Raw genomic sequence first — 24,513 nt, forward strand, 5'->3', positions numbered from 1 at the left:
TTCCCCTTTCCGGCCGGGCTGCCGTCCCGGGCACTTTACCGGTCGTTCCCGGGCGGTCGGACGGGCGTTCGCCATGGCTGCCGGACGGACCGACACGGGTGTGGCCTCGTGGGGCGAGGGAGCCTCCTCGGGGCTCACGGTGAGGCCCGACGAGGTGTGGACGGTCATACGAACGCGGGCGATCCGGGAACTGTGGATGTCGTCACAAATCGGTCCGTTACGGCCTTTTCGTGGCACCGGTCACGTCACGGAACGCCCACCTCGTCTACGTTCGCAGGTCTGTGCCCGCCCCCGAGACCACAGAGGCCCCATGCCGTACCGCCCGAATCTCCGACCGACCAAACGGACCGCGAGCACGCCCGGCCGAGGCGGCACGCGTGCCGGGCTGTGCGCGGTGCTGCTCACCGGCGTCGTGACCGCGGTCTCCGCGGTGGGTGGGGCCGGCCAGGCCGCGGCGGCCGACACCCGCACCACACCCGCCACCGTGCGGAGCGAGGCGCGCGTGACGACCGCGGTACTGGACCTCGACCACCCCGCGGCGAAGCCGCAGGTGCGCGGCAAGGACCTCCCCTACGACACGGCCAGCATCGTCAAGGTCGACATTCTCTCCGCGCTGCTCCTCCAGGCGCAGGACGCCGGACGTACCCTCACCCAGCAGGAGCGCACCCTCGCCGAGGCGATGATCGAGCACAGCGACAACGACGCGGCGAACGCGCTCTGGCGGGAGATCGGCCTGGCGCCCGGTCTCAAGGCGGCGAACAAGCGCCTCGGGCTGTCCTCGACCGTCGGCGGGACCGGCGGACTGTGGGGTCTCACCCGCACCACCGCGATCGACCAGATCGGCTTGCTGCGCGCGGTGTTCGCCACCGACGGGACCGCCTCCGCGACCAAGTCCGCGCTGACCACGACGTCCCGGACCTACATCCGTACGCTGATGACCCGCATCGCCACCGACCAGTCCTGGGGCGTCTCCGCGGCCGCCGACTCCGGCTGGGCCCTCAAGAACGGCTGGCTGCAACGCGCCACCACCGGGCTCTGGGACATCAACAGCGTCGGACAGGTCACCTCGGGGACACATCACTACCTCGTCGCGGTCCTCTCCGACGGCAACACGTCCATGGCGGGCGGCATCAAGGCGGTCGAGAGCGCGGCGCGCACGGCGGTCACCTCGGCGCGCGCGGCCGGCTGACGGCATCACCGAGGCCGGCCGCGCCCGTTTCTCCCTCGACCCCCGGGTGAGACGCCGTCCCGGATCGGCCCGGACCGACGCCCAACGGGACCGGTCACCAGGGTGACCGGTCCCGTTGGGCGGAGCGATGTGCGGTGGTCGTTCAGGCGGCCGTCGGCTGGGCCGGGAGGACGTGGTCGCCGACCTTGTCCGTGCTGAGGCACAGGGAGCAGACCTGCGCGTCGTGGGTCTCGCAGGCGGCCAGGTCCGGCCGCTCGTACGGCTGGTGGCAGACATGGCAGTCGTACGTCGTGGCGCTCGGGTTGCCCTCCGGGTCGAGCAGGGGCTCGTCGATGCCGTCGTCGGTGCGCCGCAGGTAGTACCTGCCCTTGGTGGTGATCGCCATCAGCGGGGTGAGGACGAAGGCGATGACGGCCGCGGCGACGGGGGAGTACGGCTGGAGGGTGTCGCCGAGGGCGTGGAAGTACATGGCGATCGAGAGGCCCGACGCGGCCACGAACGCGACCACGCCGACCGGGTTGACGGCGTACAGCATGCCGCGGCGGAACTCCGGCTGGAGGGGGGAGAGCTTCAGCAGGTACTTGTTGACGCCGATGTCGGTGGCGACGGTGACGATCCAGGCGATGGCGCAGTTCGAGTAGAAGCCCAGGATGTTGTTGAGGAAGCTGAACATGTCGGCTTCCATCAGGGCGAGCGCGAAGCCCAGGTTGACCAGGACGAAGACCATGCGTCCGGGGTAGTGCCTGGTGACCCGGGTGAAGGAGTTCGTCCAGGCGAGCGAGCCGGAGTACGCGTTGGTCACGTTGATCTTGATCTGGCTGATCACGACGAGGGCGACGGCCAGCGGGATGACCAGCCAGGACGGCATCATCGCGTCGAAGGCACCCTTGAACTGCTGGATCGGCTCGGGCGCGACGTCCGGGCCGACCTTGGCCAGGATGTACGCGGCGAGGAAGACACCGATGGTCTGCTTGAGCGCGCCGAGCACCACCCAGCCGGGACCGGCCATGACCACGGCGGTCCACCAACTGCGCTTGTTCGCCTCCGTCTTGGGCGGCATGAAGCGCAAGTAGTCGATCTGCTCACCGATCTGCGCGATGAGGGACAGACACACGCCCGCGCCCAGCAGCACGGAGGCGGTGTTGACGCCGCCGTCGCCGTCGGTGCCCGCGTAGCTCAGGAAGCGGTCGACGGTGCCGGGGTCGGTGGAGATCAAGTAGGCCAGCGGCGCGATCATCAGCAGCAGCCAGACCGGGGTGGTCCACACTTGGAGCTTGCTGAGCGCCTTCATGCCGTAGATCACCAGCGGGATCACCATCAGCGTGGAGATCAAGTAGCCCAGCCAGAGCGGGAGTCCGAGGCCCAGCTTGAGGCCCTGGGCCATGATCGAGCCCTCTAGGGCGAAGAAGATGAAGGTGAAGCTGGCGAAGATGACGCTGGTGAGGACCGAGCCGTAGTAGCCGAAGCCGGAGCCGCGGGTGATCAGGTCCAGGTCGATGTTGTAGCGGGCGCCGTAGTAGGCGAGGGGAAAGCCGGTGACGAAGATGACGACGGCGGCCACGGCGATCGCCACGAGCGCGTTGCCGGTGCCGTGCGCCAGGCCGATGCCGGCGCCGATGGAGAAGTCGGCCATGTAGGCGATGCCACCGAGGGCGGTGGTGGCCACGACCATCGGGGTCCAGCGGCGGTAACTCCGGGGCGCGAAGCGGAGGGTGTAGTCCTCCAGCGTCTCCCTGGTCGCCTGGCTGGTCGCCTCGCTCGTCGGGGAGCCCGGCTCGGCGGCTGTCTGTGGGGACTCGGTCGTACTCATCGGCGGCCCTTCGGGGATGCGGGTGAGGGGGAGCGGGTGGCGCGGATGCCGGGCGTGGGGATGGGTCCGGCGTTCGGAGGTCGCATGCTCTGCTCAGACGTCGCACGCTAGAAATCGCATGTTTCCCGGAACTCTTTCGGCCTGTGAACGGCCCGTTAAATACTTCCTGTGGGAAGGAAATCGACCAACGGCGAAGGTGCGGAGGCTCGTTCACCGCATACTGGGAGGGTCGGGGACGCTGATAGTCAGCCCTTTCCCTGGAAAGTACTGTTCGGTGTAGGTACTGTCGCCGCTGTGAGGTGCGTGTGGAGGAGAGGATGACCGTGGCTCCGGAGTTGCCCCGCGATCTCCCGCAACTGCTGAGCAGTGTGGAGCGGTTGATGACCCGTCGGCTCGCCGCGGAATTGGAGGCCGAGGGCTGTTCCGTCGAGGAGTGGCGGGTGCTGTCGCTGCTCTCGGACGGGCGCGGGCACACGATGTCCGATGTCGCCGAGTACGCCCTGATGCCCGCGCCGAGCCTCACCAAGCTGGTCGACCGGCTGGTCTCGGGCGCCCTGGCCTACCGTCGCAAGGACCCCGGGGACGGACGGCGGATCCTGGTCTATCTCTCCTCCCGGGGCCGCAGCCGGCACCGCGCCCTCGCCGTGCCGGTGGAGCGGGCCGAGGCGCAGATGTGGGACGGGCTGACCGGCGCGCGTGACCTGGCGGACGGACTGGTCCGGCTCAAGGCGCAGTTGGCGCGGGTGCCGGAGCCCGTCAGAGCTGAGGGTTGACGTCTACGTCCAGTTCGTCGGCCTGGTGAGGTAGTGCCGTTGTCCGAGAGGGTGGCCGCGTAACCGCAGCGCGCCGGGCCCACCTTGGTGGACGATCGTGTCGTCCGGCTCCGGAGTGGTGGACGCGGGCACCGGCTGGTGGTGGGCCGCGAGGGCTTCGAGATCCACCCACCGCCACCAGCCCCTCTCCCCGCCGGGGACCCGGCCTGCGACCCCTGCGCAGTGGGACTCTGCCCGGACACCAGGTCCGCGCCCTCGCTCGCCCGGCAGTTGCCCTTCCGTGGCGCGGCCGGCGCCCGGCTGCCCGGGTCCTCAGCTTCACCTCTTGCCGCCCCTTCGCGCGATGGACACCGGGCGGGGACCCACCCCCCTCACCTTTGCTGAATCTATCGACATTCGATAGATTCCCATCGCGAAACGATGGAAGGACGGGTCATGGGAAAGCTGACAGTGGGTGCGCTGCGTGCCGTGCTCGTGGTGGTGCTCGTCGGCACCGTGCTCGTGCAGGTGCTGATGCTGTGGACGTTGGTCAGCGGGAACGACCCGGAGGACGGGTCCCGGCCGCTGACCGCGTTCCGGGTGATCACGATCCTGGGTCTGATGTCAGTACAGGTCGCCGTCGTCTGCGTAGGGCGGCTGGTGGCGATGGTCCGTCGCGGGACGGTGTTCTCCCCGGACGCCTTCCGCTACGTCGACGGTGTCATCGGCGCGACCGTGGCCATCGCCCTCCTGTGGTTCGCGGTCACGGCCGTCAACGCGCCGGGCCAGCGCGACGATCCCGGCGTCACCCTCATCATGGGCGGGATCGGCCTGGCCATCCTGGGGGTCGCGCTCATCGTGCTCGTCCTGCGGATGCTGCTCGTCCAAGCCGTAGCCCGTGATGTTCAAGCGGCGCGGATGCAGGCCGAGTTGGACGAGGTCATCTGATGCCGATCGCCGTCGACATCGACGTGATGCTCGCCAGGCGGAAGATGTCCGTGGGCGAACTCGCGGACCGCGTGGGGATCACGCCCGCCAATCTCGCGGTCCTCAAGAACGGCCGCGCCAAGGCGGTGCGCTTCGCGACGCTCGCCGCGCTCTGCGAGGTGCTCGAGTGCCAGCCGGGCGACCTGCTCCGCTGGGAGGCGGAGGACACAGCGGACGCTGACGTGGCCGATGACGTGGCCGAGGGCGGGCAACTCCGCCCCACTCGCTGACAAGGGCGGAGCGCCCGCAACAGGTCAGGCGTCCCCGGGCTCCGGCCGGAACGATGGTGGGGGCGTGCCCTCCGGCAGCCGGGCTCAGAGCGGCTCACGCTGCTACGGACTGACAAGAGCACACGGGCGGCCACGCCGACCTGGGTGGTCTCCGGCTTCCGCCTGCCGAGCCGGTCCGCGCGCCCGTCGGCGAGAGGGCGGCCGGAGTATCCAGGCGAGGGACGCCGGGGCCGCGGGTATCCCGTGCGCCCGGCGCCAAACCCGCGCGCCGCGACATCCAAGCAGCCACCCCGGAAGCCGATTGGATCAGTGAATGAGGGGCACTCCGCCCTATACGGACAGAGCGCCGGGAACAGTACGGTCCCCGCCGGACGGCGGCTGGACGCTCCCGGTAGCCCGATCCGCGGCAGCACCCGTTCAGCAGAGGAAGGACGATCCGTTGTCCGACACACCCCCTTCGCAGCCTCGGCAGCCCGAACCGGACTTCCCGCAGCAGGACCAACAGCACCCCGGCTTCACCGGCCCCATGGACCCGCCGCCGGACCACGGTGAGGACTCCTACCGCGGCTCGGCACGCCTCCAGGACCTCACGGCGGTCATCACGGGCGGTGACTCCGGCATCGGCCGCGCGGTCGCGCTGGCCTTCGCCCGCGAAGGCGCCGACGTGCTGTTCAGCTACCTCCCCGAGGAGGAGAAGGAGGCGGCGGAGACCACCCGCCTCGTCGAGGAGGCGGGCCGCACGGCGATCGCCGTCGCCTGCGACATCCGGGACGAGGAGCAGTGCCGGGGCCTGATCGACCGCGCGGTGCGGGAATGGGACCACATCGACATCCTCGTCAACAACGCCGCCTATCAGATGTCGCAGCCCGACGGCATCGGCGCCATCACCACCGAGCAGTTCGACCGCGTCCTGCGGACCAACCTGTACGGCATGTTCTGGCTGTCGAAGATGGCGCTGCCGCACATACCGCGAGGTGGCTCCATCATCAACACCACCTCGGTCCAGGCGTACAAGCCCAGCCCGCACCTGCTCGACTACGCCATGACCAAGGGCGCCATCGTGACCTTCACCCAGGGCCTGGCCCAGATGGTCGCCGAGGACGGTGTCCGCGTGAACGCCGTGGCACCCGGGCCGGTCTGGACCCCGCTGATCCCCGCGACCCTCCCCGACCCCTCGGAGTTCGGCAAGCAGTCCCCCCTGGGCCGCCCGGCCCAGCCCGCGGAAATGGCACCCGCCTATGTCTTCCTCGCTTCCCCCGAAGCGAGCTACATCACCGCGGAGATCGTCAACGCCACCGGTGGCACACCGCTCCCGTAACGCGCGCCACGGCACCCCGGCCGGCGGGCGCGCCGGCTCCCGGTCGTGGTGCCCACCGGGACACACGGCCGTGAACCCCACGGGCCGGAGAAGCGAAGGAGGCTGACAGCATGCGTGCACTGACCTGGCAGGGCCGCCGGAACGTCCGGGTGGAGACGGTCCCCGATCCGACGATCAAAGACCCCGACGACGTGATCGTACGCGTCACGTCCACCGGCATCTGTGGCTCCGATCTGCACCTCTACGAAGTCCTCGGGCCGTTCCTGGAGCCCGGCGACATCCTCGGCCACGAGACCATGGGCATCGTGGAGGAGGTCGGCCCCGAGGTCCGCGAGCTGGCCCCGGGCGACCGAGTCGTCATCCCGTTCAACGTCTCCTGCGGCACCTGCTTCATGTGCTCCCAGGGTCTGCACTCCCAGTGCGAGACCACCCAGGTGCACGCCTACGGCACCGGCGCCTCGCTCTTCGGCTACACCAAGCTGTACGGGCAGGTGCCGGGCGGACAGGCCGAGTACCTGCGGGTGCCGTTCGGCAACACGCTGCCCATCAAGGTGCCCGACGGACCGGCCGACGACCGGTACGTCTACCTCTCCGACGTGCTGCCCACTGCCTGGCAGGCCGTCGAGTACGCGGCCGTGCCGCCCGGCGGATCGGTCACCGTCCTCGGCCTCGGCCCGATCGGCGACATGGCCACCCGCATCGCCCAGCACCGGGGCGCGGGACTGGTCATCGGCGTCGACCTCGTCAACGAACGCCTCGACCGCGCCAGCGCACACGGCGTGACCTGCCTGGACCTGCGCCGGCACGAGAAGGACCTCGGGGACGCGATCCGCGCGCTGACCGACGGCCGGGGCACCGACGCGGTCATCGACGCGGTCGGCATGGAAGCACACGGCAACCCGGTCACCAAGGCCGCCCAGTGGGCGACCGCACTGCTGCCCGACGCGCTGGCCCAGCCCTTCATGGAAAAGGCCGGCCTGGACCGCCTCGGCGCGCTCTACGCTGCCATCGACATCGTGCGGCGCGGCGGAACCGTCTCGCTCTCCGGGGTGTACGGCGGAGCCCTGGACCCGATGCCGCTGCTGCGCATGTTCGACAAGCAGCTCCAGTTCCGGATGGGCCAGGCCAACGTGTGGCGCTGGGTGCCGGACATCCTGCCGCTCCTCACGGACGACGATCCCCTCGGTGTCGACGGCTTCGCCACCCACCATCTGCCGCTGGAGGACGCGGCGCAGGCGTACGCCACCTTCCAGGCGAAGAAGGACGGCATGATCAAGACCCTGCTCCGCCCCTGAACAACCGCCATTCCCTCATACGACACGTGGACCACCCGGCCCCCTGGCGCGCGCTCTGCCATCGTCAAGGCGATTCGCCGCGCAAGAGCGCCGCGGCCAGGGGTGTCTGGCGGTAGAGCACTTCGCGCCCGCGCCGGCTGGCGGAGACGAGACCGGCGTCACGCAGGACGGAGAGGTGCTGCGAGACAGTCGCCGGGGCGAGTCCGAGCCGTTGCGCGAGGCCGCTGGTCGTGCCGGGGAGGAAGGTCTCGGCCAGCACGGATGCTCGCCCGGCACCGAGAAGGCGGGAGATGGCGGACGACTGTGCGGGCCGCTCCCAGAGCCTCGCGGCGCCCCGCATCGGGTACACGAGCGCCGGGGGAGAGGCGGACGTGCCGTCCGTGGGCCCGATCCCCAGGTTCGGCCACCCGAAGGCGGTCGGGACGAGAACGAGGCCGCGACCGCGCAGGTCGACGACTCCGTGCCGCAGGCCCGTGAGGTGCAGCTCGTCGTTCTGCCAGGTCGCCCGCTGGTGCAGATCCGCGAACAGTCCCTCCAGCCCACCGTCGGCCAGATGCCGGGATCGGGTGGTGATGTCCGCGTCGAGCAGCCCGCGGATCCGGTCCCAGAGCGGCGCGACCAGCGCGTGCCAGGCCAGCCGCTGCTGCGCGACCAGTGTGTCCCGCGCGAAGAGCGGGTCGCCGATGAGGGTTCGGTAGAGGCCGTCGGGCACGGTGCGGGGATCCAGACGACGAGCCTGCTCGGCGAGCTCCGCGGCGACGATGCCGGGGTCGGTGCTCTGCACCTGGGCGAGGTCGTCCTCGATGGTGGTGAGCGGGCCGGTCGGGCTCGGCCAGAGGAAGTCAGGGCCGTGTCCCCCGCTCGGCATCGCAACGCTCAGCAGTCCGAAGTCCACCTCCGCGACGACGTCCCTGACCGCCTGGAGCCACGTCCGATACCAGCCGTGGCGCGCCGGATTCTTGAGCACCAGAAACGCCGACATCGTCTCCTGCAACGGCGAGGCCGCGAACCGGCACCGGGACGCGTCCCCGCGTCCGAATCTCAACACCAGCGTCATAACACGCAGAACCTACGCCCGGATTCGGCCTGCGCCGAATCCCAGCGGCCGTGACCTGCCGACCGCACGCTCATGCCCATGGCCGAAGCGACACCCCTGTCATCACCCGCGAGTTCCGCTTCCCGGACCCGCCTCCTGCGCGGCAACCCCGCGTTCCGGTCCCTGTGCGCATCCCGGGCGGTCTCCTTCGTCGGAGACGGGATCACCACGACCGCCCTCGTACTGCTGGTCGCTCCACGAGACGGTCCCACGGGCGTGGGTCTCCTGCTCTTGGCGAACGCGTTGCCCAGACTCGGCGGACCGCTGGCCGGAGTCCTTTGCGACCGGGGCCAGACGCGACGGCTGATGATGCGGTGTGAACTGGCTTCAGCCCTGGTCATCGGAGTGCTGGCGGTCGCCCTGCCGCCGCTGCCGGCGCTGATCGCCCTCGTCGCCGTCGTCGGCACCCTGGCCACCATTCGCAACCCGGCCGGCCGCAGCCTGGTCCCGGTCCTGGTGGACCCGGCCGACCGGGCACCGGCCAACGCCCTGTTCGGGCTGGCCCGCGCCCTCACTCTGACCGTCGGCCCGGGGCTGGGCGGGCTCCTGGGAGCCGCCCCCGGCGGCGCCCGCACCGCGTTGGCCGTCGACGCGGCCACCTTCGTCGTGTCGGCGCTGCTGCTCGCCGGGCTCCCCGCCATCGCACCCGCACGCGACCCGGCGGCGGTGACCGGAGTGTGGGCGGAAGCGACCGACGGGCTGCGCCATGTCGCGAAAAACCGGCAGCTCCGGGTCCTGGTTCTCAGCCTTTTCCTGCTCGTCGCCTTCGCCGCGGTGGACAACGTGGCACTGGTGTTCCTCACCGGCGACGAGCTCCACGCCGGCTCGACCGCGTACGGCCTGGCCGCCAGTGCGTTCGGGGTCGGAATGCTGCTGGCCTCACTCGCCTGCACCCGACTGGCGCGCGGCCGCTCACCGGTTGCCCTGCTGATCGTCGCAGTCGTGGCCACGGGCGCGGGCACCGTCGTCAACGGCCTGGCACCGGTTCTCGCGGTCGTCATCGCGGCACAGCTGATCGCAGGCGCGGGCAACGCCGTGGAGAACATCGGCTACGACACCGTCGTCCAGGATCTCGTGCCGCGCCCGTACCTGGGCCGGGTGTTCGGCACCATCGGCACCGCCGCCCAGCTGGGGTCCGCCTTCGCCTACACGTTCGGCAGCTTCCTGGTCGGCCTGGCAGGCGCCCGCGTGACCTTTGTCCTGGCCGGGGCCGGGACGTTCGCCGTCCTGCTCCTCCTCGTGCCCGCGCTCGGCAGCCACGTGCGCGGGGATGCGGCTGCCTGAGGTCGGCCCGCCTTCGGATGGTGGGACGTTTCGAAGGTCTTCGAAAGGCTGGTGGTGATCTCCGGCCGAGTTCTACGTTGATGCTCTTCGTCCATCGCGGTGACGGACTTATCGTCGGCTCAGGCGTTTCGATGCAGGGGCGCCCAGAAGCCGGGGTCCGGTTACCGGCAGACGAAGATCTGGCCCGATTCCGGCAGCACGGTGCCGTGCGCCGCAAAAGAAGCACAGGAATTGCGGCCAGAAAACCGAATAAAGTCTGGTTCGGGTTTTCCGACTCTAGTTAGGGGAACACTCAATGGCCAACGCAAACGTTCTGGGAACCGAGCGCACCGACCGTGTAGCGGCAGCGAAGAGGGCGATGCTCGCCCAGGAGTCGCCGGTCACCGCGGTGCCGCTCGTGGACATCCTCTCGGGCCGCGACACAGACGCGGTCGCGTTCACTTCCGCCTGGGAGACCGAGGAGTGATTCCGTCCCATCTGTGACGATGATGCCCGCGAGGTCACGCCCTTGCGGGCATCATCGGCGGGATGCATTCCACATGCAACTGCGCGATGTCCTTATCTGGGGGTCTTCTGTCATGAGTACCATGGAATCCGGATCCGCAGTCGATGTGTCCGAACGCGTGGAGGAGCCTGACCGGCAGGTCTGGCAGGGCGTTTCATCGCTTCTCGATCAATATCTGCACCTCGGCTCCGACGACCGCGTGATCCTGCTTTACGCACGCAGTGCGCGCGAGCCGGCCGCCTGGGTCACCGGCGAACTGGGAATCAGGGGTGTTCCGGTAGCCCTCCTCGATCTAGATTCCCTTTCCCAGAAAACGGTCACGCCTTTTTCGGAGAAGGTGACGGCGGCGTCCGCCGACCTCGGTGCGCGCGGCTCCCGCCTCGTGGTTCTCTGCCTCGAGTACGACATCGTCATGCCCTCCGTATGGATTCGTCAGGCACTGGCGCCGCTCACCGGCACGAAGATCGAGATCTTCAGGGTGGTCATGGCGGGTGCGGACTTCTTCCGGCAGGGGGTGACGACGTCACCTGCCACGCTCAACAACATCAACGCGGGCCTGTTGCAGCGTCTTCGGTCGGCGGAGCGGTTCACGGTGACCAGCTCGTCGGGGTCCGAGCTGGACATCGTGCTGGATCCCGAACGCTACCGATGGGTCAGCAGTCGCGGAATCTCGCGAGAGGGCGCGTTCGTGCTGCTGCCGGCCGGTGAAGTCGCTACCTTCCCCGCGCGGATCAGCGGCACGCTCGTCGCGGACGGGGCGTTCAACTCGACCGCTTTCACGAAGTTGGACGCGCGCCTCGGTGACCACCCGGTGACCTTCGAGATCGAAGACGGTGTCATGGTCGACTACCGTTGCGACCATCCGTTGGTGAGTAAATTCGTCGATCGCTTCCTGCGGGTACCGAATGCCGACCGGGTCGGAGAGCTGGGATTCGGCACGAACATCGGGATCGATCGTTTCGTTTCTTTGAACTCGCATCTGAACGAACGGCATCCGGGCGTGCACATCGGCTTCGGCCAAAGCAATCAGCGCCGAGGGACCGTGCATTCGTGTGACGTTCATGTCGATTTCATCGCGTCCGACTGCACCATCGAGATCAGGAACGAGGCTCCGCTCAGGAGTGGGGACTTCAAGGATCTGACCGGTGAGCACCCGGTCATCGAGGCCGGAGTCTACGACGAGGATCTCGACGGCGACTGCTGCGGGCTGTTCTCGGCACACGAAAGCACCCACTGCCAATAGACGAGGGGTTGTGTGGATGAGGAATTCTCAAGGTCCTATGGCGCCTGACGGAAGCCCTGTGGAGCTCTTCCAACGCCTGCCCGCCGGCTCGGCTCCGCAACTGATCCACGACGCGATTCCTGGTGGGGCCAATATTCTTGAACTGGGGGCCGGTGCCGGGCGAATCACCCGTCCGCTGATCGACCTGGGGCACGAGGTCGTGGCCGTTGACGAGTCCCCGGACATGCTGGCGTACATCCACGGAGCCGAAACGGTCCAGTGCCGTATCGAAGAACTCGCCCTGGGCCGCCGATTCGACGTTGTCCTCCTGATGTCACACCTGATCGAGAACCCCGATCGTGAGCTGTGCCAACAATTCCTCAAGACCTGCCGAGCGCACGTCGCCGACTCCGGTTCCGTACTCCTTCAACGGGACCCACCAGACCGCAACTACGGCGCGGAGCCACTGCGGAGGACCATGCCGGACGGTTCCACGATCAGCATGCGAGACCTGGATCAGAGCTCGTCCGGCGTGGTGTCGTTCACCCTCGACTACCAGATCGACGGCTCCACCTGGACACAGCCAGTGGTCACCAGACGTATCAGCGACAAGTCCCTCGAGGACATGCTTGCCGCGGCGGACCTGGAAATCGACAGCTACCTCACACCGAGCCGGACCTGGATCCGGGCGCGGCCTCGCCTGCGAGATGAACCCCGCGACGCCGGGGACCCGGTGTGACCGCTGTCCGCGCCCACTGAGCTGTCGGGTGGAGGTGTGCCGGCGCAACGCCTTCATCCGGACCGCCGTCGGCTTCGACATCTCCGTCGTCATGGACGCGTCTACGCGCAGGTGGTGACCGATGCAGCCGAGCTGCTGCCGTTGATTGGACCGTGGCTCTGGAGCCGGGGGCGGGGCTGAAACCGGCGCTGCGTGCTCTGCGGACGGGCGGGCGACTGGTCACCACACTCGCCAACGCCTCGCTGATCCTCACCGCGTGGAAGACGGAAGACGGGAGACGGAAGACGGCGGGGCCAGGGGACAGATCGAACGGGACCGGGCGGGCTTCGTGAAGACCAGGCATGGCGCCGACTACCCGTCCGGCCTGGACGAGTTGCTCACGTATGCGCGAGGCGCGACGGGCGAGGAGGTGACGCTGGGCCGCTATCCGGTCCTCGATGTCGCTTCGGCGTGGGAACTGCGGTCCATGCTCGAAGTCACCACACCTGGAGTGGAGTTGGCCTTCGAGGAGAACGGGCGTCACCGAACGGCCCGCATGGCGCATGCGGACGGCTCCTGGGGCCGCGCCTGCGCCGAATGGCTCGGCCACCGGAAGTCCACCAGGGTAGCTCCCGTCGGCTGGGGGACCAACTGGAGCGCATCCGTAACCGGCTCAACGCCGAGGGCTGCCTGCCGCTCTACGGCAGCACCGTGGAGATCACTCCGGACGGCGTCTGCCGCCTGTCCCGGGGGAAGTGGTCGGCAACGCTGGAGTGATCCTCCGCCCGGTACACCGACGAGTATCTGCCGGCTGCCCAGCAATCCCGTCGGATTGGAGAGCCCTGTTGCGCAATGTCCCAGTGCCGATGCAACTCTCGAATACCGCCACTCCACCAGTGAGCTTCATCGGAACGTGATCCGCTAACCGGTGGCCCTCCCGGCAGACGGATCGTCAGCCGGTGTCGCTCCGCTCATTGCGGGCTGGGTTTGGGCAAGGCGGAAGAAGTCGGTGCCGGTCTCGATGATGCTCCCGTATTCGCCCGCAAGGTGGCTGCCACGTATGGTGCATGACATTTGCCGTGTGCTGACTCTGGGTTCTGCCCACGTGCCCGCGTCAGCCGCGTTGCCGGTGGGCACGCAGAGCGGCCCAGTGGCGCAGGCGTTCGCTGATCTGGGCTTCGTAGCCGTTGCGGGTGGGCTGGTAGTACGGCTCGCGGTCCATGCCGTCCGGGAAGTAGTCGGCGCCGGAGAAGCCTTCGGGGGCGTCGGGATCGTACTGGTAGTCCTTGCCGTAGCCGAGATCCTTCATCAGCCGGGTCGGGGCGTTGAGGATGTGGGCGGGCGGCATGAGGGAGCCGGTCTGCCGGGCGGATCGGTGTGCGGCGTTGAAACCGCGGTAGACGGCGATGGACTTGGGGGCGGTGGCGAGGTAGACGACGGCCTGGGCGATCGCCAACTCGCCCTCGGGGGAGCCGAGTCGTTCGTACACGTCCCAGGCGGCAAGCGCCTGCTGGACGGCGTGCGGGTCGGCCATGCCGATGTCCTCGCTGGCGAAGCGGACCAGGCGGCGGGCCACGAACAGCGGGTCCTCGCCGCCGTCGAGCATGCGGGCGAGCCAGTACAGGGCCGCGTCCGGGTCGGAGCCGCGCATCGACTTGTGGAGCGCGGAGATCAGGTTGTAGTGGCCCTCCTGCGCCTTGTCGTACAGCGGGGCGCGCTGCTGGATGTGATGGGCGAGCCCGGCGGTGTCCAGGGTGGTCCCGGTGTGGGGGAGGGCCTGGAGCTGTTCGGCCATATTGAGGAGGTAGCGGCCGTCGCCGTCCGCCATGGCGATCAGGGCCCGGCGGGCGTCGTCGTCCAAGGGCAGATGATGGCCGGTGAGCTGCTCGGCACGGTCGAGGAGCGTGGACAGGGCGGCTTCGTCGAGGCGTTTGAGGACGAGGACCTGGGTGCGGGAGAGGAGGGCGCCGTTGAGTTCGAAGCTCGGGTTCTCCGTGGTGGCACCGATCAGGGTGACTGTGCCGTCCTCGACGTAGGGCAGGAAGCTGTCCTGCTGGGCACGGTTGAAGCGGTGGATCTCGTCGACGAACAGCAGGGTGCCCTGGCCGATGCCGCGTCGGCTGCGTGCGGCGGCGAACACCTTCCGCAAATCGGCCACGCCGGAGAAGGTCGCCGAGACCGGTTCGAAGGCCAGGTTGCCGGCGTCCGCGAGGAGCCGGGCGATGGTCGTTTTCCCGACGCCGGGCGGGCCCCACAGGATCGCGGAGCTGAGACGCTGCTGCGCGACCATGCGGCCCAGCGGGGCGTCCGGGGCGAGGAGGTGGTCTTGCCCGACGACCTCTTCCAGCCGGGTGGGGCGCAGGCGGTCGGCGAGGGGCCGGGCGGGCTCCTCGCCGAAGAGCGGCAGGGTCGCTTCGGTCGGTTCCATCGGTCTCTCGGGTCGCAGACGGAGGGGTGCGTACGTGTGCGTACGTGCGGGGACATGACGAGCCTCGCACGAGGCACCGACATTGATGCCGGTACTCAGGTTCAGGCGTCGGCTCAGCCGCTCGTGGGGAGGCTCGCGGCGCTCATCGAGCCCCGGGGCGGTCGCGCCGCGGCAGCCGCTCGACGGCCAGGTCGTAGGAGTCCTCGACCACGTCGGTGACCAGGCGCTCGGTGATGCCGGGACCTGCCCCGAGCGAGATCCAGTGCCGTTTGTCGAGATAGCGGCCCGGTGTGATCGACGCGTGGTCGTGCATGTACGTGCGGGCGTGTTCGGGTTCGCACTTGACCGTGATGATCTGCTCGTCGGGGTCGTCGGTGACGATCAGGAACACCTTGCCCGCGACCTTGTATACGTCGAGTCGGGGGGTGAAGGGATATCCGTGGCTGACGTCGGGGAGGGCCAGGGCCGCCTGGCGGGCGGTGTCCTGGAGCCGGTCGCCGGCCGCGCTCACCGGGCCGTCCGCGTACCGGTGCCGTAGGTGTGCGGATCGACGGGCCGCTCGGCCCTCGGCAGATGAGCGACGACGAGCCGGTAGGAGTCGGTGACAAGCTCCCGGACGAGCTCCTTGTCGACGCCTTCTCCGCCCTCCAGGGTGATCCAGTGCTTCTTGTTCATGTGGTAGCCGGGGGTGATGTGGCTGTACTGCTCCCGCAGAGCGTGCGCCTCGGCGGGGTCCGACTTGAGGATCACGACGGGACGCCCGGGGACCTCGGTCATCAGCATGAACACCTTGCCGCGCACCTTGTAGACCTCCCAGTCGGGGCCGAAGGGATGCTCCAGCTGGGTTCCGGGAAGACCTTCCGCGCAGTCGGCGGCGGTTTTGTGCAGGGTCGGTCCGTTCATGGGCGGTGGGCCTCCTCGGGCGGTGTCGGACTGTGGGGGCAGTCGGACTGTGGTGGCGAAGGACGCGCCGCATGGGGGCGGCAACACGTCCCATCCAGTCCCATCCTTCCCTCGAAGCCGGCGAGAAGGGCGCTAGGCTGCGGACACGTGATGGTCGACAGACGACACCCCAGGCCGAGCGGACACGCCGAACAGGCCGCGTTTCCGGTGTACGGTTTCCAGCCCCCGGTCGGTACTCCCTACGGCCTTGAGGCAAGTACGATCGAGGACTTCTTCGCCCAGCACGACGACTGGCCGTGGAACCCGCCCCGACCGGGCCGTGCCACCTTCCACTACCTCATCGCGGTCACCGAGGGCGAGCTGCTGCACGACGTAGACCACGTCACGAGGACCGTCACCCCCGGCCAATGGCTGTGGGTGCGTCCCGGCCACGCGCTGTGCTGGCATCCGCCCGGCACGGCCCGCGGCCCCTTCATCCTGTTCGAACCCGACGTGCTGCGACCCGACCTCGCCCGCCTCCTGGCCCCGCTCACCGCGCACGACGCCCCCGCCGTGCTGAGCCCGCAGCACGAGGACGCCGCCTGGCTCCGGCAGACGGCACTCCAGCTCCTGGACGAACACCGCGCACTGGGGCGCCGCCCCCTGGACATCCACCACGCCCTGCGCCGCAGCCTGCTCGAATCCCTGCTGCTGCGCCTGGCCAACTCCCCGGGCCTCGCCCCCGTCGGCCAGGTCACAGCCGGCACGGGCCCCGCCGACAGGTACGGACGCTTCCTGGACGCCCTGGAACTGCACTTCCGCGAACTGCACCAGGCCGCGGACTACGCCGCACTGCTCGGCTGCTCGGTCCGCACCCTCAGCCGTGCCGCCCGGGACGCCACGGGCAAGGGGGTGCGTGAGGTCATCGACGAGAGGCGCCTCCTGGAAGCCCAGCGCCTGCTGAGCGGCGCCCGGTGGGACGCCCGGACCGTGGCCGCCCACCTCGGCTTCACCGACCCCGCGAACTTCGGCCGCTTCTTCCGCGACCGCACCGGTCTCACCCCCGCCGCCTTCGCGGCCGGCGGCACCACGACCCACCCGTGAGCGGAGGGCGGCAGCTGACGGACCTCTGAACGCCCGCGAGCTGGCCACCCTGCCGGGGCCCGGCTTGCGGTGGGTGGCGAACACCAGGCCGCGCACTGCCCTCTGGCTTTCAGTCCGGCCGACAGAGCCTGGCCCTTCAGCCGTTTGCCGCATAGCTGAGGCTCGACCTCGACGGCAGCTCACCGGTGCCGCCGCCCCATGCGGGGCCTGCTCGGCCGGCTTCCCACGGTCCTCCGGACCCGCCGATGGCAGACCCCAGTCCACTCGACCTCCCCTCGGCTGCCGGGGACCACGAGAGGAAGACACGCAAGGAAAGTGTCACCTGCCGACCACCAGGTGACCGCTGTCCGCCATGCGTTTTGTCGGATCCCGGGAAACGATGGAGACGTCACTGCGAGCGACCGGCCGCCGACTCGACACGCGTATCCGTGACCTCGTGCTCGACTTCGCCACCGGCGAGCACACCCGCCTGTGGCCCGCCGTCACGAACCGGCCAACCTCGGAAACCGTCGGCAACCCGCCCATCGAGGCACCGCCCAGTGGGCCCTTGACGTGCGGGACGGCATCGACCGCCCGTGACGGCCCGGCCGGCAGAACAAGCAGAACGCAGAACAAGGAGTACGACATGAGCCACCCCACAGCAGCCGATGCCGCCGCACCGGCGACGATGAGGGCCGTCGTCGTCGCCCGGCCCGGCGGCCTGGACGCACTGGAGATCAAGGATGTCCCGGTGCCCGTCCGCAAGCCCGGCTGGGTGCGGATCCGGGTGAAGGCGTTTGGCGTCAACGAGTCCGAAGTGACCACTCGCAAGGGCGAGTCGGACGCGGTGGTCACCTACCCGCGGGTGCCCGGTATCGAGGGCGTCGGCCTGGTCGATGAGGCTGACGAGGGCAGCGGGCTGCGGCAGGGGCAGCAGGTGGCCACGATGATGGGCGGCATGGGCCGCTCCTACGATGGCGCGTACGCCCAGTACGTCACCGTGCCCGCCGGGCAGGTCATCCCGTTCGAGACCGCCCTGCCGTGGGACGTGGTCGGTGCGCTGCCGGAGATGTTCCAGACCGCTTACGGATCCCTGACGCGCGGCCTAGACCTGATGGCCGGGCAGACGCTGCTGATCCGCGGCGGCACCTCCACCGTCGGGCTGAGCGCGGCCACCATCGCGAAGGACCTCGGCGCCACCGTCATCTCCACCACCCGCAGCGAGGCGAGGGCCGGGGAACTGCGGGCGGCTGGCGTCGACCACCCCCTCGTCGACAACGGAACCCTCGCCGACCAGGTGCGCGAGCTGTTCCCGGACGGCGTCGACGCCGCCCTTGAACTGGTGGGCTGCTCGGTCCTGGCCGACACCCTGCGCAGCGTCCGCCTCCACGGCACGGTCTGCTTCACCGGAGCCCTGGCGGGCCAGTGGACGATCCCCGACTTCTCCCCGTTCATGATCCCGTTCGGGGTGCGGCTGACCTCCTACGGCGGCCAGGCCGCCGACCTCCCGCCCGACGTCCTCGCCCACCAGCTGCAGGCCATCGCGGAGGGGCGCCTCCACGTCCCGGTCGCGAAGGCGTACCACGGCCTGGAAGAAGTCCGCGACGCCCAGGCCGACCTCGAATCGGGGGCCACGCCGGGCAAGCACGTCGTCGTCCTGGACGACTGACCGCCCGGCACCCCGGAGAACCGGCTCTTTCAGCCCGCACCTTCCTCACCGAAGAAGCCGCCCCTCCTGCGGTTCCGGCCGATGGGAGATGCCTCAGAAGGACCCGCTGAAGCCCCCCAGCATCACCCCAGATCCCTCAGTAAGGAACATGTCATGGCCCTCACGCCCGAGGAAATCCAGACGCTCGTCGACTTCGAGCAGCAGATCCAGTGGCGCTGGACCGACGGTGACCCGACCGGCTACATGGACGCGCTGGCCGAGGACGTCACCTACGTCGACCCGCTCGCCGAGCACTTCCTCGTCGGCCGTGAAGCGGTGCTTGCGCACTTCAAGCGCATCCACAGCGGCGGGCGCAGCAGCCGGCAGGAGTACAAGAACGAGATCGCCCGCCCCCTGAGCGACACCGAGGTTCTGCTGGTCTTCAACTTCACCACGTTCCGGCCGGACGACACGGGCGAGGAACAGGAGTTCCTGGCGTGGAACATGTCGCTCATATTCCGGAAGACCGACAGCCAGTGGCAGCTGACGCACGGGCACCTGTCGCTCCGCGACGCATTCGCCCGCTACAACGTCGCCGCCAGCCTCGGGAAGTTCCTCAAGTAGAGCCGACAGGCCGCACTGCGGAGCAGCACCCCCTGCCGCTGAGGCCGACGTCGAGTCCGGCACCACGCCGGGCGAACACGTCGTCCTCCTCGACGACCGACGGAGCCCAACTCCCCTTGTCCGCGCTGGCTGCGGCTTACACGAAGGAAGACCATGTCTACCGTTGTTGACTACGAAGCGAACTACACCGACGAGCAGAAGCTGCTCGCCGAGCACCTCATCGGGCTGGAGAAGGGCGCCCTCGGCAAATGGTTCAAGGGCGATGTCTCAGGATTCCGCGAGCTGTGGTCGCGCAGGAGCTTCACCTACTTCGACGCCGCGCATCCGGATCGTGTCGAGGACCACGAGACCATCGACACCTTCCTGGACGGGGTGGCCGGCAAGCTCCATGCCGACGAGTACGAGATGCGTAGGCCGCGCGTACAGTTCGGCGCCTACACGGCACTGCTGACCTACCAGCTGTACTCGGACACCAACCTCATCGACATGAAATACAACTGCATCGAGCTCTTCCAGAAGGAAGAGGGCTTCCAGTGGCGCGTCATCCACTCCACCTGGTCGTTCATACGCCCGATGGACATGGACTTCGGCTCCGCAAAGAAGATCGTCTGAGAACCGGCACCCATGCCCCCCTCCGATGGCAGCGATCAACCCCGGATGGCTCCTGGGGGGGCGAATCCGGCTTCTCTCCCAGCCCGGGAAGGTCTACTCGGCTGAGGCAGGCGCGCACATGCAGCGCGTGAACACAGCCCACGAGATCGTCGTGATCTTCCCTGTCACGAGCACACCCCAATGGCCAAACCCAAGGATCCTGTGATGACCGACACCGCGACGGATGCGTACAGCTCCTTCACCGTGAACGACCTGGAATCGACCCGCACCTTCTACCAGGACGTACTTGGCCTGCGTATCGAAGACCGGGACGGAATGCTCTTCATCCACCTCCCCGGCGGCGCGTACACCGTTGCGTACTTCCACCCCCAGCACGAGCCCGCACGATTCACCATCCTCAACATCGTCGTCCCCGACCTCCCCATCGCTGTCGCGGACCTCACCCGGCGCGGCGTGGAGTTCGAGCATTACGAGGGAACCTCCATCAAGATCGACCCGGACGGGATCTACCGCGCCAAGGGCCCCTGGTTCGCCTGGTTCTACGACCCCTCCGGCAACGTTCTCGCCCTCTGTGAACGCGACGTCCGCCCGGACGGCACCGCCTGACGCGCAGGACTGCCATTGCCCACGCGAAGCCCGGAATGGTCACGGGCGATGTCAACCGGCGAGCTGCAGCCGCCCCCCCTGCTGGCCCAGCCGCTGAAGCACCGACCCTCGGCCCGGTCACGTCAGCGACGACACGTATTCGGACCAGTTCCCACCGGCGAGCGTGGCCCAGCGTTCGGGTGTCCTGGGGTGGATGCCGAGCAGGTCGGCGAGGACCATGGGCGGCAGGTCCGCAGGCAGACCGTGATGTCGCAGGGTGTCGGCGAGGCCAAGAGGGTTTCGCGGCCGTCCAGGGCTTTGGCCGGGCAAGAGGTACCTTCGTCCGGCCGTGGCGCCGTGCCGGAGCGTGCTGTGGCGGAGCTGATCGTCGATGAGACGGGCAAGCTTCGGCGGGAGCACGAAGGGGTGCTGGTTGACCACCAGGTAGGTGTGCTCCTGGTCGCGGCTGATGTGGTCCTCGGTGAGCTCGACGATTCGGGTCAGGGGGAGAGCGTAGAGACGGACGAGTGCAGCCGCGACGCGGACGTCCAAGGGCAACGCGGTGTCGTTGAAGCAACGCAGCAGCGCGTTTCGGGCCTCATCCTCGGCTTGGAAGTGGCCGGGAAGTTGTGAGGCTTGGTGCTCGATGCTCAGACCGGGCGGGCAGAGGCGTCGTGCGGTGCTCCAGCGGAGGAAGGGGATGGAACGGGAGCGCAGGGTTGGCTTGTGAGTCGCCCAGACGCCCAGATGCGGCTGCCGGAGTCGACGGAGGCTCAGGCGAGGGGAGTCACCCGGGTCTCCCGCCATTGCCCTGGCCGTCGCACGCTTCTTCAGCTCGGCCAAAGGCTCGCCGGTCACGACATACAGATGCCACGGCTGGAGGTTCCCGCTAGATGGGGCCCGGGCCGCTGCCACCAGCACACGGTGGAGAACTTCCCTGGGCACCGACTCATCGCTGAACGCCCGCACAGCCCTACGACGGTCCACGGCTTCATAGACATCCACGTCTTCTCCGTCCTCTCGCTCCATGGCAAGCAGTGAAGACACGAGAATGATCATCACACCCGGCCAACCGACTCTTCGTGGCCGATCACGTCCTGCGCAGCCGCGACTACGTCAACGTCGTCGTCGCCGGCAAGCAGCCCTGCTTCGACTGGCTCTCCCTGGACCAGGCCCGCGCCCACTGCGCACGCGGCGCCGCGATCTGGGAGTGGGCCGGCACCGAGAACGGCGCCGAACCCGACGTCGTGCTGGCCTGCGCCGGTGACGTCCCCACCCAGGAGGTCCTGTCCGCGGCCCAGTTGCTGCGCAGGCACCTGCCCGACCTCGCCGTCCGTGTCGTCAACGTCGTCGACATGACGAGGCTCCTGCCCCGCGACGAACACCCGCACGGCATGCCCGACTTCGAGTACGACGGGCTGTTCACCGCCGGCAGGCCGGTCATCTTCGCCTACCACGGCTACCCGTGGCTCATCCACCGTCTCGCGTACCGCCGTTCCGGCCACGCCAACCTGCACGTGCGCGGCTACAAGGAGTCCGGCACCACGACCACACCGTTCGACATGGTCGTCCGCAACGACCTCGACCGCTACCGCCTCGTCATGGACGTCATCGACCGTGTCCCCGGCCTCGCCGTGCGCGCCGCCGCCGTACGCCAGACCATGGCCGACGCCCGCACCCGCCACCACGCCTGGATCCGCGAACACGGCACCGACCTGCCCGAGGTCGCCGACTGGACCTGGGACGCCTGACCCACTCCCCTCGTAAATGTCCTGGAGGTCGGCGGTGGTGGGATCAACGGCATCAGCTCACCCGCCACCGCCACCCCCACCACCGACGTCGCCAACCTCCAGGTGCTGACCACCTCTTCGCGGCCGCTCTCCCGGTTAGGTGCCTGATCTCGGCGCTCGATCGTCCATCTGCTCTACCGGCGGGTGTTGCCGCTGCGACCATAGGGAACCGATGAGACTGATGTCAGCCCGCCTCTGCCTTCGCGATCAGCGCGTCAAGTGCCGTGCGCAGCAGGCCCAGTTCGGCCGGGGTGGGATCGGCCGGTTTGTGCGGGACGAGCGCGGCGGGGTTCACCGCGGGGGTCGTGCCCTCCGGGCCAGCTACGGCCGCGACGCGGGCGAGCAGCGGGGCGTTGTCGGGCGGCGGGGTGCCGAGGCCGTCGGCGAGACTCCGTAGGGCGGGCGCGAGCGGGGGCCGGGGGAAGGGGAAGTCTGAGGGGAGCAGTCCGGACTGCTGGGTGTGGTCGTCGCCGCGGAAGTCCAGGGTCCAGTTCTCCCAGCGCGGCAACGGCCAGTCGTGGAAGCTGGCCACGGTCCGTACCGCCCAGAGCGAGACCGTGCGGGTCTGCGGGTCGAAGTGGACACCGCCGTCAGGCATGTCGGTGAGCGCCGGCGTGGGCGGCGACGCGACGATCAGGTCGAGCAGGGCGGGGCCGCCCGCGAGGTGGTCGATGGGCTCCCAGTCGCTGCCCCACGCGCGCACGCTTCCGTCGGGCAGGCGGAGGGAGACCACGGAGGAGGGCTCGGCGTACTCGGTGTACGGGAACCCGGAAGGCTCGAAGGTCTCGAACCAGCCCGGCGAGCGGGTCAGATCCCGGCCGAGACCCAAGTGGTGGGTCATATCGCCCAGGCTGTCGTGCGCGAAGCGGACGTCCCAGCCCGGCCAGGTCAGGGCCAGTACGGCGCGGGCGGCGAGGTGGTCGGCCCAGCCGCCCACGTCGGCGAACCAGAGCAGGACCCGGCGGTCGTGGTCCACGAGTGCGGCGCCCTCGCACCACACGTCGTCGAGCCATTCGTCGATCTCCCGGTTGGCACGGAAGCAGCGGGTCGCCGCGGCCGGGCCGGGCAGCAGGTCGTCCGCCACCCGGTTCGCGGCCCAGTGTGAGTAGTACCGTTGCCAGGTGCCGTTCTCGACCACCACGTACTGCGCTCTGGCTCCCATGACCTGCGAGATTAGCCCCGCTCGGTGAGGGAGGCGAACGCTTTTCCGTGCCCGACTCGTGCTGCCCATAGGCGACTTGGCGAACGAATTGGCGGCGGTGGTGGCTTCCTGGCCGTACGTCATATACGTGATAGATCAACGGTGTTGATGTGCGTGCCCGTCCGACAGGGTGAAGAAGACATCGTCGAGGTCGAGAGTGTGGACGGTGAGTTCGTAGGCCTCGATACCCGCTGCGTTCACCCAGTCGAGGCATCGACGCGATCCATGCCCTTGGGGTCAGCGGTGTGGCCCTACGAATCGGCCCGATTCACGGGCTGTCATGTGCCGTGACTCCATTATGAGTTGAGGGTCGGCGAACGGTACGGCTTGAATGCGGTCATGGACTCACCGATCTGGGACGCGCTGTCGGCCGCCGAACGCTCCGCCGTGGACGCACTCATCCGGCGGGACCACCGGATCGCTGCCGTAGCCCGCCTGCGTGAGGCGCTGCCCGCCGGATCTAGGCCGGGCCTGCACGAGACGCTCGACGTAGTGGCCGAGCGCTACCGGGAGTTGGGGCTGCGGTTCGAGCGGCGTCCGACCCCGCCGTTGGATCCGGCGAGGCTCGCGGAGAAGATCGCTGCGTTGCCCGGCCGGACCCTCGCCATCGAGGCGCTGTGGGACGGGGACACCGACGGTTGGTTCGTGCAACTGGTGGCGATCATGGACGAACCGCCCGCCGAACACCGGCTCGCCACCATTTGGCACGGCGGTGACATGCGGCTGTTCAACGGCACAGTGCCGCCCTGGCCCGAAGCGCAGGAGGCGGAGACGGTGGGATGTGCCCTGGCCGAGCGGTTCGGCGTGCCGTTCCGGTTCGCCGACCCGCTGAGGGCCGGATCAGTGTGACGTGAGGCAACTCCGTTGAGGAGAAGCACCGAGCTGCACAAGCTCCTCTTCGGTGCCGGCGCGCCGTACAGCCTGGTCGAGATGTTCAGCGGACATCAGCAGCCGTGACGATGCGTTCGCGGGCGGCTGGCGGACGTGCTCCTGGCCCTGGGGCGTGTGGACGGAACCCGGGCGCCGGAAAGGGAGTTGGCGGAGGACGGCGACCTGCTGCGCTCGGTGGCGGTCGTGCGGCGGGGGAGGCATCGCGGCCGTCGCTGCTGCGGTTCGGCGGGGAGCGGAGCGCCGCCGGGGGAGGGGACACCTCGTAGCGGAGGACGTAGCCGCCGTATGCCGTTCTCGGTACGTCGATGTCCTGGGTCGCGTCGGCGATCGTTCGGCAGCCGGTGCTCATGGTGGTGGACGCCT

General features: G+C 69.0%; 24 protein-coding genes and 3 pseudogenes. 18 read left to right on the forward strand and 9 right to left on the reverse strand.

Going from position 1 to position 24,513, the window contains the following annotated elements; translation table 11 throughout:
• The first annotated feature begins 310 nt into the window (after nucleotides 1-310).
• A complete protein-coding gene (locus ACIRB1_RS35250) occupies nucleotides 311-1,189 on the forward strand; it encodes a serine hydrolase (RefSeq protein WP_403468322.1) in 879 nt (292 codons plus the stop codon).
• Nucleotides 1,190-1,331: 142 nt separating this feature from the next.
• Here the strand turns inward: ACIRB1_RS35250 and ACIRB1_RS35255 are convergent, their stop codons facing one another.
• Complete coding sequence (locus tag ACIRB1_RS35255; RefSeq protein WP_403468323.1) at nucleotides 1,332-2,999, reverse strand: purine-cytosine permease family protein; 1,668 nt, start codon at nucleotides 2,997-2,999, stop codon at nucleotides 1,332-1,334.
• Between the two features lie 317 nt (nucleotides 3,000-3,316).
• Between ACIRB1_RS35255 and ACIRB1_RS35260 the strand changes: the two genes are divergently transcribed.
• Nucleotides 3,317-3,772 carry a MarR family winged helix-turn-helix transcriptional regulator gene (locus ACIRB1_RS35260; protein WP_403468324.1) on the forward strand — a complete coding sequence of 152 codons (456 nt, stop codon included), beginning with the start codon at nucleotides 3,317-3,319 and terminating at the stop codon, nucleotides 3,770-3,772.
• Nucleotides 3,773-3,775: 3 nt separating this feature from the next.
• Here ACIRB1_RS35260 and ACIRB1_RS35265 read toward each other — a convergent pair whose 3' ends face one another.
• A complete protein-coding gene (locus ACIRB1_RS35265; protein WP_403468325.1) occupies nucleotides 3,776-3,940 on the reverse strand; it encodes a hypothetical protein in 165 nt (54 codons plus the stop codon).
• A 267-nt stretch (nucleotides 3,941-4,207) separates the two neighbouring features.
• Between ACIRB1_RS35265 and ACIRB1_RS35270 the strand changes: the two genes are divergently transcribed.
• From ACIRB1_RS35270 to ACIRB1_RS35285, 4 genes are all read left to right on the forward strand, one after another.
• Complete coding sequence (locus ACIRB1_RS35270; RefSeq protein ID WP_403468326.1) at nucleotides 4,208-4,699, forward strand: DUF2975 domain-containing protein; 492 nt, start codon at nucleotides 4,208-4,210, stop codon at nucleotides 4,697-4,699.
• Entirely contained in the window at nucleotides 4,699-4,968 is a 270-nt protein-coding gene (locus tag ACIRB1_RS35275) for a helix-turn-helix domain-containing protein (RefSeq protein WP_403468327.1), read from the forward strand. The genes ACIRB1_RS35270 and ACIRB1_RS35275 overlap by 1 nt, the downstream gene beginning before the upstream one ends.
• Before the next feature lie 439 nt (nucleotides 4,969-5,407).
• Nucleotides 5,408-6,286, forward strand: a complete 879-nt coding sequence (locus tag ACIRB1_RS35280) for an SDR family oxidoreductase (protein WP_403468328.1) — start codon at nucleotides 5,408-5,410, stop codon at nucleotides 6,284-6,286.
• 110 nt (nucleotides 6,287-6,396) lie between these two features.
• The gene (locus ACIRB1_RS35285; RefSeq protein ID WP_403468329.1) at nucleotides 6,397-7,581 is read left to right on the forward strand and encodes a zinc-dependent alcohol dehydrogenase; all 1,185 of its coding nucleotides are present in this window, start codon (nucleotides 6,397-6,399) and stop codon (nucleotides 7,579-7,581) included.
• Between the two features lie 64 nt (nucleotides 7,582-7,645).
• On the opposite strand, the gene ACIRB1_RS35290 is transcribed toward ACIRB1_RS35285, so the two are convergent.
• Nucleotides 7,646-8,626, reverse strand: coding sequence for a DUF5937 family protein (locus ACIRB1_RS35290; protein ID WP_403468330.1), 981 nt, complete (start codon nucleotides 8,624-8,626; stop codon nucleotides 7,646-7,648).
• 90 nt (nucleotides 8,627-8,716) lie between these two features.
• Here ACIRB1_RS35290 and ACIRB1_RS35295 point away from each other — a divergent pair, with 90 nt between their 5' ends.
• From ACIRB1_RS35295 to ACIRB1_RS35315, 5 genes are all read left to right on the forward strand, one after another.
• Nucleotides 8,717-9,961 carry an MFS transporter gene (locus ACIRB1_RS35295; protein ID WP_403468331.1) on the forward strand — a complete coding sequence of 415 codons (1,245 nt, stop codon included), beginning with the start codon at nucleotides 8,717-8,719 and terminating at the stop codon, nucleotides 9,959-9,961.
• A gap of 295 nt (nucleotides 9,962-10,256) precedes the next feature.
• The gene (locus ACIRB1_RS35300) at nucleotides 10,257-10,427 is read left to right on the forward strand and encodes a hypothetical protein (protein WP_403468332.1); all 171 of its coding nucleotides are present in this window, start codon (nucleotides 10,257-10,259) and stop codon (nucleotides 10,425-10,427) included.
• Between the two features lie 112 nt (nucleotides 10,428-10,539).
• Nucleotides 10,540-11,709 (forward strand): hypothetical protein, encoded by a 1,170-nt coding sequence (locus ACIRB1_RS35305; protein WP_403468333.1) that lies wholly within the window; start codon nucleotides 10,540-10,542, stop codon nucleotides 11,707-11,709.
• Between the two features lie 58 nt (nucleotides 11,710-11,767).
• Nucleotides 11,768-12,427 (forward strand): class I SAM-dependent methyltransferase, encoded by a 660-nt coding sequence (locus ACIRB1_RS35310; RefSeq protein WP_403468334.1) that lies wholly within the window; start codon nucleotides 11,768-11,770, stop codon nucleotides 12,425-12,427.
• Nucleotides 12,428-13,003: 576 nt separating this feature from the next.
• Nucleotides 13,004-13,183 carry a hypothetical protein gene (locus tag ACIRB1_RS35315; RefSeq protein ID WP_403468335.1) on the forward strand — a complete coding sequence of 60 codons (180 nt, stop codon included), beginning with the start codon at nucleotides 13,004-13,006 and terminating at the stop codon, nucleotides 13,181-13,183.
• Between the two features lie 337 nt (nucleotides 13,184-13,520).
• Here the strand turns inward: ACIRB1_RS35315 and ACIRB1_RS35320 are convergent, their stop codons facing one another.
• The 3 genes from ACIRB1_RS35320 to ACIRB1_RS35330 form a co-directional block, all read right to left on the reverse strand.
• Entirely contained in the window at nucleotides 13,521-14,834 is a 1,314-nt protein-coding gene (locus ACIRB1_RS35320; protein WP_403468336.1) for a replication-associated recombination protein A, read from the reverse strand.
• A gap of 142 nt (nucleotides 14,835-14,976) precedes the next feature.
• Nucleotides 14,977-15,345 carry an MmcQ/YjbR family DNA-binding protein gene (locus ACIRB1_RS35325; RefSeq protein WP_403468337.1) on the reverse strand — a complete coding sequence of 123 codons (369 nt, stop codon included), beginning with the start codon at nucleotides 15,343-15,345 and terminating at the stop codon, nucleotides 14,977-14,979.
• Nucleotides 15,342-15,737: an MmcQ/YjbR family DNA-binding protein gene (locus ACIRB1_RS35330; protein ID WP_403468338.1), complete on the reverse strand. Its 396-nt coding sequence runs from the start codon at nucleotides 15,735-15,737 to the stop codon at nucleotides 15,342-15,344. Before ACIRB1_RS35330 ends, ACIRB1_RS35325 begins: the two co-directional genes overlap by 4 nt.
• Nucleotides 15,738-15,884: 147 nt before the next feature.
• Between ACIRB1_RS35330 and ACIRB1_RS35335 the strand changes: the two genes are divergently transcribed.
• The 5 genes from ACIRB1_RS35335 (at nucleotide 15,885) to ACIRB1_RS35355 (ending at nucleotide 20,289) form a co-directional block, all read left to right on the forward strand.
• Nucleotides 15,885-16,820, forward strand: coding sequence for a helix-turn-helix domain-containing protein (locus ACIRB1_RS35335; RefSeq protein ID WP_403468339.1), 936 nt, complete (start codon nucleotides 15,885-15,887; stop codon nucleotides 16,818-16,820).
• A 625-nt stretch (nucleotides 16,821-17,445) separates the two neighbouring features.
• Nucleotides 17,446-18,468 (forward strand): alcohol dehydrogenase catalytic domain-containing protein, encoded by a 1,023-nt coding sequence (locus ACIRB1_RS35340; RefSeq protein ID WP_403468340.1) that lies wholly within the window; start codon nucleotides 17,446-17,448, stop codon nucleotides 18,466-18,468.
• A 153-nt stretch (nucleotides 18,469-18,621) separates the two neighbouring features.
• Nucleotides 18,622-19,071 carry a YybH family protein gene (locus ACIRB1_RS35345; protein WP_403468341.1) on the forward strand — a complete coding sequence of 150 codons (450 nt, stop codon included), beginning with the start codon at nucleotides 18,622-18,624 and terminating at the stop codon, nucleotides 19,069-19,071.
• 153 nt (nucleotides 19,072-19,224) lie between these two features.
• Nucleotides 19,225-19,683: a hypothetical protein gene (locus tag ACIRB1_RS35350; protein ID WP_403468342.1), complete on the forward strand. Its 459-nt coding sequence runs from the start codon at nucleotides 19,225-19,227 to the stop codon at nucleotides 19,681-19,683.
• A 204-nt stretch (nucleotides 19,684-19,887) separates the two neighbouring features.
• Nucleotides 19,888-20,289 carry a VOC family protein gene (locus ACIRB1_RS35355; protein ID WP_403468343.1) on the forward strand — a complete coding sequence of 134 codons (402 nt, stop codon included), beginning with the start codon at nucleotides 19,888-19,890 and terminating at the stop codon, nucleotides 20,287-20,289.
• 765 nt (nucleotides 20,290-21,054) lie between these two features.
• Here ACIRB1_RS35355 and ACIRB1_RS35360 read toward each other — a convergent pair.
• Nucleotides 21,055-21,273, reverse strand: a pseudogene (locus ACIRB1_RS35360) (nitroreductase family protein); the annotation flags it as partial.
• A gap of 71 nt (nucleotides 21,274-21,344) precedes the next feature.
• On the opposite strand from ACIRB1_RS35360, the pseudogene ACIRB1_RS35365 reads away from it, so the two are divergent.
• Nucleotides 21,345-22,019, forward strand: a pseudogene (locus ACIRB1_RS35365) (phosphoketolase); the annotation flags it as partial.
• 223 nt (nucleotides 22,020-22,242) lie between these two features.
• Here the strand turns inward: ACIRB1_RS35365 and ACIRB1_RS35370 are convergent.
• Both ACIRB1_RS35370 and ACIRB1_RS35375 read right to left on the reverse strand, forming a co-directional pair.
• Entirely contained in the window at nucleotides 22,243-23,220 is a 978-nt protein-coding gene (locus ACIRB1_RS35370; protein WP_403468344.1) for a hypothetical protein, read from the reverse strand.
• A gap of 135 nt (nucleotides 23,221-23,355) precedes the next feature.
• A pseudogene (locus ACIRB1_RS35375) lies at nucleotides 23,356-23,478 on the reverse strand (ABC transporter); the annotation flags it as partial.
• A 120-nt stretch (nucleotides 23,479-23,598) separates the two neighbouring features.
• On the opposite strand from ACIRB1_RS35375, the gene ACIRB1_RS35380 reads away from it, so the two are divergent.
• Entirely contained in the window at nucleotides 23,599-24,108 is a 510-nt protein-coding gene (locus ACIRB1_RS35380; RefSeq protein WP_403468345.1) for a hypothetical protein, read from the forward strand.
• Nucleotides 24,109-24,513: the final 405 nt, after the last annotated feature.

The organism is Streptomyces sp. NPDC096013, assembly GCF_044763565.1.
Taxonomy (GTDB): Bacteria; Actinomycetota; Actinomycetes; order Streptomycetales; family Streptomycetaceae; genus Streptomyces.

Excerpts from the sequence above, each read along its gene's own strand:
- ACIRB1_RS35250 (WP_403468322.1), top strand. The coding sequence starts at position 311 with ATGCCGTACCGCCCGAATCTCCGACCGACCAAACGGACCGCGAGCACG.
- ACIRB1_RS35255 (WP_403468323.1), bottom strand. The coding sequence starts at position 2,999 with ATGAGTACGACCGAGTCCCCACAGACAGCCGCCGAGCCGGGCTCCCCG.
- ACIRB1_RS35260 (WP_403468324.1), top strand. The coding sequence starts at position 3,317 with ATGACCGTGGCTCCGGAGTTGCCCCGCGATCTCCCGCAACTGCTGAGC.
- ACIRB1_RS35270 (WP_403468326.1), top strand. The coding sequence starts at position 4,208 with ATGGGAAAGCTGACAGTGGGTGCGCTGCGTGCCGTGCTCGTGGTGGTG.
- ACIRB1_RS35275 (WP_403468327.1), top strand. The coding sequence starts at position 4,699 with ATGCCGATCGCCGTCGACATCGACGTGATGCTCGCCAGGCGGAAGATG.
- ACIRB1_RS35285 (WP_403468329.1), top strand. The coding sequence starts at position 6,397 with ATGCGTGCACTGACCTGGCAGGGCCGCCGGAACGTCCGGGTGGAGACG.
- ACIRB1_RS35295 (WP_403468331.1), top strand. The coding sequence starts at position 8,717 with ATGGCCGAAGCGACACCCCTGTCATCACCCGCGAGTTCCGCTTCCCGG.
- ACIRB1_RS35300 (WP_403468332.1), top strand. The coding sequence starts at position 10,257 with ATGGCCAACGCAAACGTTCTGGGAACCGAGCGCACCGACCGTGTAGCG.
- ACIRB1_RS35305 (WP_403468333.1), top strand. The coding sequence starts at position 10,540 with ATGAGTACCATGGAATCCGGATCCGCAGTCGATGTGTCCGAACGCGTG.
- ACIRB1_RS35315 (WP_403468335.1), top strand. The coding sequence starts at position 13,004 with ATGGCTCGGCCACCGGAAGTCCACCAGGGTAGCTCCCGTCGGCTGGGG.
- ACIRB1_RS35320 (WP_403468336.1), bottom strand. The coding sequence starts at position 14,834 with ATGGAACCGACCGAAGCGACCCTGCCGCTCTTCGGCGAGGAGCCCGCC.
- ACIRB1_RS35330 (WP_403468338.1), bottom strand. The coding sequence starts at position 15,737 with ATGAACGGACCGACCCTGCACAAAACCGCCGCCGACTGCGCGGAAGGT.
- ACIRB1_RS35340 (WP_403468340.1), top strand. The coding sequence starts at position 17,446 with ATGAGCCACCCCACAGCAGCCGATGCCGCCGCACCGGCGACGATGAGG.
- ACIRB1_RS35345 (WP_403468341.1), top strand. The coding sequence starts at position 18,622 with ATGGCCCTCACGCCCGAGGAAATCCAGACGCTCGTCGACTTCGAGCAG.
- ACIRB1_RS35350 (WP_403468342.1), top strand. The coding sequence starts at position 19,225 with ATGTCTACCGTTGTTGACTACGAAGCGAACTACACCGACGAGCAGAAG.
- ACIRB1_RS35355 (WP_403468343.1), top strand. The coding sequence starts at position 19,888 with ATGACCGACACCGCGACGGATGCGTACAGCTCCTTCACCGTGAACGAC.
- ACIRB1_RS35370 (WP_403468344.1), bottom strand. The coding sequence starts at position 23,220 with ATGGGAGCCAGAGCGCAGTACGTGGTGGTCGAGAACGGCACCTGGCAA.
- ACIRB1_RS35380 (WP_403468345.1), top strand. The coding sequence starts at position 23,599 with ATGGACTCACCGATCTGGGACGCGCTGTCGGCCGCCGAACGCTCCGCC.